The organism is Rhizobacter sp. P1_G5 (genome assembly GCF_056405435.1).
On the sequence record NZ_JBFUCB010000360.1, the window covers coordinates 1 to 6,221 of the forward strand.

6 protein-coding genes are annotated in these 6,221 nt (G+C 67.2%); 3 read left to right on the forward strand and 3 right to left on the reverse strand.

The genetic code is table 11. From position 1 onward, the window contains the following. Window positions 1-162 (reverse strand): tautomerase family protein (locus AC1D12_RS21710; protein WP_477842786.1); only part of this gene is annotated, 162 nt, incomplete at its 3' end. 111 nt (window positions 163-273) lie between these two features. Here AC1D12_RS21710 and AC1D12_RS21715 point away from each other — a divergent pair. Both AC1D12_RS21715 and AC1D12_RS21720 read left to right on the forward strand, forming a co-directional pair. Beyond that, a complete protein-coding gene (locus AC1D12_RS21715; RefSeq protein WP_047511569.1) occupies window positions 274-1,176 on the forward strand; it encodes a LysR family transcriptional regulator in 903 nt (300 codons plus the stop codon). A 125-nt stretch (window positions 1,177-1,301) separates the two neighbouring features. Next, a complete protein-coding gene (locus AC1D12_RS21720) occupies window positions 1,302-2,195 on the forward strand; it encodes a hypothetical protein (RefSeq protein ID WP_477842778.1) in 894 nt (297 codons plus the stop codon). 25 nt (window positions 2,196-2,220) lie between these two features. Here the strand turns inward: AC1D12_RS21720 and AC1D12_RS21725 are convergent, their stop codons facing one another. Further along, on the reverse strand, window positions 2,221-4,041 hold the full coding sequence (locus AC1D12_RS21725) for a sulfatase-like hydrolase/transferase (RefSeq protein WP_477842780.1): 1,821 nt from the start codon (window positions 4,039-4,041) through the stop codon (window positions 2,221-2,223). A 207-nt stretch (window positions 4,042-4,248) separates the two neighbouring features. After that, window positions 4,249-5,229 carry an MBL fold metallo-hydrolase gene (locus AC1D12_RS21730; RefSeq protein WP_477842782.1) on the reverse strand — a complete coding sequence of 327 codons (981 nt, stop codon included), beginning with the start codon at window positions 5,227-5,229 and terminating at the stop codon, window positions 4,249-4,251. A gap of 88 nt (window positions 5,230-5,317) precedes the next feature. On the opposite strand from AC1D12_RS21730, the gene AC1D12_RS21735 reads away from it, so the two are divergent. Beyond that, window positions 5,318-6,221: LysR family transcriptional regulator (locus AC1D12_RS21735; protein WP_477842784.1), on the forward strand; the 904-nt coding region annotated here is incomplete at its 3' end.

Here is a 6,221-nt window from a genome sequence, read left to right on the forward strand (position 1 = left end):
ACCCCAGCCGCCGTCGGCGACCTCTTCGACCAGCACCATCGAGAAGGGCCGGGCCTTCTCGCCGAAGTACTCGACGAACATGGCCGTGGTGCGGTGGATGATTTCTTCCTTGCGGGCGTGGTCGACGGTGCCCTCGGGGAACTTGAAATTGGCGAATGGCATGGGGTTCTCCTGTGGAGTGCAATGAAGGTGAAGGCATTCTTGTTGTTATCGAATGACGGATAAATGCCGCGCGGAAGCCATGTGAATTCCGCCATCGATAACAATCGGCGCATGGATCGCCTCGACACCCTGCTGCTGTTCACCCGCATCGTGGAGACCGGCAGCTTCAGCCGCGCCGCGGAGATGCTGGACATTCCGCGGCCCTCCGCCACCAACGCGATCAAGGAACTGGAGGGCCGGCTGGGGGTGCGGCTGCTCGATCGCACGACGCGCCAGGTGCGCCCCACCCACGACGGATCGGCCTACTACGAACGCTGCGTGCATGTGCTGTCGGAACTGGACGATGCCGAGGCCTCGCTCAAGCACGTGGCGGCCAACCCGCGTGGCACGCTGCGCGTGGACCTGCACGGCACCCATGCGATGCTGATCGTGCTGCCGCAGATCAACGACTTCCGCAGCCGCTATCCCGACATCGACCTCGTCATCAGCAGCGGCGACCGGCTGGTGGATCTCGTGCGCGAGGGCGTGGACTGCGTCGTGCGTGCCGGCCAGCTGCGCGATTCCAGCCTCATCGCGCGCCGGCTTGCCGTGCTGCCGCAAGTGCTGTGTGCCAGCCCCGACTACCTGGCCCGCTTCGGCACGCCCGGTCATCCCGACGAACTGGCCGACCACCAGATGGTGCGATTCTTCTCGAGCACCGGTGGCATCGACTATCCGCTGACGCTGCTGGTCGACGGCGTGGCCAGGGATTTCTCGCTGCGTGGCTGGGTCAGCGTCAACGATGCCGAGAACTACGCGCTGTGTGCCAGGCGCGGCTGCGGCATCGTTCAACTGCCGCGCTTCCATGTGGACGAGGATCTGAAGTCGGGTCGCCTGGTGGAGCTGCTGCACGAGTGGCCCAGCCCGTCGATGCCGCTGTCGGCGCTCTATCCCTACCGGCGCCAGCTCTCGCCGCGGGTGCGGGTGTTCGTCGATTGGCTGGCGCAGCTTTATGAGCGTGCGTTTCCGGCCTGATCCGCGCTGGAAACCAGGCTGGCAACGCAGCCGGCTCTGCGCGGCCATTCCTCCCCCGCATCAGGGGAGGTTCAACTGCATCGCCGTGGAGTACACCGGGGCTCCAGCGCCCGCAAGGAGCCTCCATGAGCACCGACTTTCGCGCCCAGATCATCGCCCCGGCAGCGGCCTATGGGCAGGGCGACACCGGCCTGTTCCCGTTCGACCTGTTCGATCGCCAGTGCCTGGCGCAGGGCGATTCGTGGTTCTCGATCGGCTCGATTCCGCCGGGGCTCACGAGCAACGTGCTGGCCGAGCTGTGGCTTTCGCAGGCGGCGGTGATCGTCAATTGCGCGCGGCCGAGCAAGACGCTCGCGCACATGGCCGACGCGCTGTCGGAGACGATGTTCCTGCGGTTGCTGCGCGGGCCGTCGTCGTTCCAGTGGGATGCGATCCTGCTGTCGGGCGGCGGCAACGACCTGATCGATGCCGCGTCGGTCGGCCCCGATGCGCCGCGCGACCGGCGGCTGCTGCTGCGCGCCGACGAGCGCGCGGCCGTGCCGGCCGATGCGGCGGGCTACCTCAGCGAGGACGGCTGGCACACCTTCGAGCAGCACCTGGGCGAGGTCTTCGCGTGGTTCATCGCCGAACGCGCCTCGGGGCAGAACTGGCACACGCCGACGGTGCTGCACAACTACGCGCCGATCATGCCGAGGCCGAGTGGCGCGGGCTTTGTCAGCGGGCCGTGGCTGCAGCCGGCGCTGGTGGCCTTCGGTGTTCCGATCGACGACTGGGGCGATGTGGCGGCCGAGTTGATGGCGCGGCTGGATCGGTTGCTGCGCGGTCTGGTGGATGAGCACCTGGCGGCGGACCCGGCCGATACGCTGGTGATCGTCGACACGCAGTCGGCGGGGTTGGTGCTGGCGGAGCCGACGGCCGAAGGGGTGTCGGGGGACTGGCAGAACGAGATCCACCCGACGCGGGAGGGCTACAAGAAGCTGGGTGTCGCCTGGCGGGCGGTGCTGGATGGGTTGCTGTAGTTGCAGAGCCTGCGCTGGGTGCGGCTCAGGGCAGCTCGAACTCCTTGAGATCGCTCCACAGATACGACAGGTAGGCCTCGCGCACACCGGGCATCCGGCAGGCCTCCAGCAGCCCGGCGCACTGGTTTCGTGCCGAGATGTTGGCGGCCAGCCAATCGTCGATGGGCGCGCCGGCGGCCTGCGCGAGCAGGCCGGGCAGGAACACGAGGTCGAGGGCGCGCGGCGCCTGCGACGGCGCCCGCTCGGGCCGGTTGCTCGAGACCTCGTACCAGGTCTGGTACCTGGCCGGCACCGCGCCGGTCTCCGTCGGCAGCGACTGCATGCGATCCCGCAGCGTGATCGCGTTGGCGAACGGCGGCTGATGGTCTCCGAACCAGGCGAGTACCGCGGGCCTTTGCGCATTGCCGAGAACCGCTTCGCGCGTGAGTTTCAGCTCGCGAGCGAACTCCCGGCTGCGCCACACGTAGTCGGCGACGCTGCGGGCTTCGTCTGCGGACGTGAACTCCCTCGCTGCTTCGGCGCGAAGCCCGGCCGGCACCCGTTCCATCTCGACGCCATGCTCCGCGTGGTTGAAGATCGTGAGCGCGAACAGGAACACCGGTTGATCGCGCTGGCGCTGGCTCGCCAGCACACGCCGGGCGGCTTCATGCACCAGCGCATCCGGCGTGCCCCAGGCCTCGGGCAGGCCCAGCTCGGCGGCGTCGAGGAATTCGTCGAAGCCGTAGCCGGCGTACGCGATGCGGCCGTTCATCATGCCGCCGCGCGTCGGGTACAGCGCGACGGTGCGATAGCCGGCCGCCTTCAGCGAGCGCACGAAGGAGCGGTGGACGTGCGGCGCGACGCTGAACGATGCGAACTCGCCCGCGGGCCCGAACGCGTCGTGGGGAACACCGGTCGCGAACGCGAACTCCGACAGCCAGGTGCTGCCGCCGAAGACATGCACCTGCAGCGGCCCRTGCGCGATCGTGCTGCTGGCGGCGGCGAAGGCATCCATGCCGCACAGCGATGCGGAGCAGCCGGCCAGGGTCGCCGGATTGAATTGGCTCTCCTGCAGGAAGACGACGATGTCGGCTGGCCTGGGATGAGGCTCGGCGGAGAGCAGCTTGAGACTCTCGCGCTGGAACGCCGTGGTGTCGGCGCTCTCCACGCCCCACCGGGGGTCGAGGGAGGCCGTCGCGAAGAAGCCGAGGGCCGGCCGTTCGTCCAGGCCTGCGCCGACGAACCAGGCGCCTGCGGCTTTCAGGTTCGACACCTCTTTCGCGACGAGGACGCCGCTGTAGGTGACGAGGAGCGCGGCCAGTGCCGCAGCCGTTGTCGCAGCCGACCGGCCCGGATGGCGGCCCGGGGGATTCCACTGCCAGGCCATCACGCAGCCGACGATCGCCAGACCCACGGCAGCCCCTGCGTACACCACCAGTGTGGGCTGGGTCCCCAGCACACCAACGTTGTCTGCGAACTGCCGGAAGAAGAAGCGGACGTCTTGCCACGTCAGCGGTGTGCCAGCGAACTGCTGCTTGAGGCGGATGGCCACCAGCAGCAGCGCGGCCACCGTGCTCCCGGCCACGGCCGCGAAGCGTGGCCGCTGCGTGAGCAGGTAGACGACCAGGCAAGCCACCAGCAAGGCGTGCGAGCCGACTTCAGGATCGACCCAGCGACCGGCGAGCGGCRGCAGGGCCAGCACGACGGCATCGGCAAGCCGCCGCCGGCCGATCAAGGCCACCAGGGCGGAGGCAGCGGAGAGCGCGAACGGCGTGGCCACGAAGCGCCAGGAATCGGGCGTGAGGAAGTAGCCGCCGCATGCCACGAGCAGCAGGGCGCAGATGGCCAGTTGCGTGTTGCGATGCATGAAAAGGAGTCGGTGGCGGCAGATCAGGGGGTGGGCAGTTTCGCACGCGATGCGGGCCAGCAAAAAACCCCGAGCTTGAACAGCACGCGCCGACCTCCGTGGTCAGTGATTCGACGATCTTGTACGCCCCGCCGTTCGCCATCGCGCGTTCCCTTGGGAGCCCGGCGGTCGCTTCGTCAACTGCGCAGGCCAGCACCATTTCATGGTTCACTTCGCCTCGTAGTGGTCGTTCACGTAGGTCATGGGGATCCACCGGTAGCCTGTGCCATCGCGGTGCAGATGGCCGACACCGGGGAACGAGATGTGGTCGGCCGCGACCCAGTACCGGCCCTTGACCGCGTCGGCGAACGCCTTCTTGCGCGTCGCTGCGGCGGCCTTGGGATCGACGTCGAAGACGATCGTCACGCCCGGGTCGGGCATCTGAACTTCCGCCACGTGAACCAGGTCGCCCCAGAACACCAGCTTCTCGCCCTTGCTCTCGAGCGCGTAGAACGTGTGGCCCGGCGTGTGGCCCGGAGCGGGGATGGAACGGATGCCGGCGAACAGCTCGGTCGCGCCGGAGAACGTCTTCACCTTGCCGGCATCGACATAGGGTTGCACCTTGGCCGAAGCCTCGTCGAAGTACTTCTTCGTCGCCTCCGGCGCCCGGGCGCGATTCTCGGGATTCAGCCAGTACGCGACCTCCTTCTGCTCGATGTGGACCGTGGCGTTGGGAAACACGATGCGCTTGCCATCCATCAAGCCACCGGTGTGGTCGGTGTGGATATGCGTGATCAGGATGTCGGTGATCTGCTCCGGGGTGACGCCCACCGCCTTGAGACTGGCCTCGAGCTTGTTCAACGTCGGGCCGTACAGCTCGCCGGTGCCGGCGTCCATCAGGATCAGGCGGTCGCCGGCCCGGATCATGTAGGCGTTGACCGAGGCATCGACCTCGGTCGTCTGATACGTGTCCGCCAGGCGCGACGCCACCTGGCCGGGCTGGGCGTTGGTCAGCAGCTTCAGCGCCGGGATCGGCAGCGTGCCGTCGGAGAGCGCCGCGATCTCGAAGCCGCCGAGCTTGAAGTGGTAGTAGCCGGCTTGAAAACGGCTCACCTTGGTCGCAGGCGCCTCGGCCGCGAATGAGACCGGGGCGACCAAGCTGGTGGCGATAGAGGCGGCCAGGAAGGCCGCAGGGAATGTGCGTTTCATCGTGAGGTTCCTGTTCAGCGGTGAAAGGCACTATAGTTATCGCCATATGGTTGATAAAGATTGAGATAGAGATTTCACAATCAACGATATGGAAACAATGATCGACAACCTGGTCGAACTGTCGATCTTCGACAAGGTCGCCAGTGCCGGCAGTCTCACGGGGGCCGCGAACGAGCTGGGCCTGTCTCTGGCAGTGGTCAGCAAGCGCTTGGCCGCCCTCGAGGCGCGCATGGGCGTTCGCCTGCTCAACCGGACCACGCGGCGGCAATCAATGACGCAGGAAGGCGAACGCTTCCACCTGCATTGCGTGCGCATCCTTGCGGAGGTGCAGCAGGCCGAGGCGGTGATGCAGCACAGCCGCACCGACATCAACGGACACCTGCGGGTGACGGCACCGCGCATGCTGGGCACGCGCTATCTCGCAGCGCTGGCGGCGCAGTTCCAGGCCATGCATCCGGCGTTGAGGATCGAGCTCGTCTTGAGCGACGACGTCGTGGATCTCGTGGAGCAAGGCATTGACCTGGCGCTGCGCTTCGGGGTGCTCGACGACTCGACGATGACGGCACGCCACATCGCCGACAGCGAGCTCGTCCTGTGCGCCGCGCCGGACTACCTGCGGCGCTTCGGTTCTCCCGACACGCCTGCTGCGCTCTCAGCGCACAACTGCATCCTCTACGGCACGCGAAGCACGCGGCACTGGCTCTTCCAGCACGAAGGCAAACCGGTCTCGGCCGAGGTGAACGCGACCTTCCTGTGCAATGACGGCAACGCGGCCAAAGCGCTCGCGCTCGCCGGCGGCGGGATTTTTCTCAAGTCAATATGGGATGTGGGCTCGGAGCTGAAGGATGGAACGCTGGTGCGCGTGCTGGGGCGATACAGCATCCCCAGCGCGCCGCTCCATGTCGTGTACCCGCATGCATTGCATTTGGCCCCGCGAGTACGCCACTTTGCCGACTACGCTCTCAAGAGCCTTCGCGGCGAATGGGAGCTGC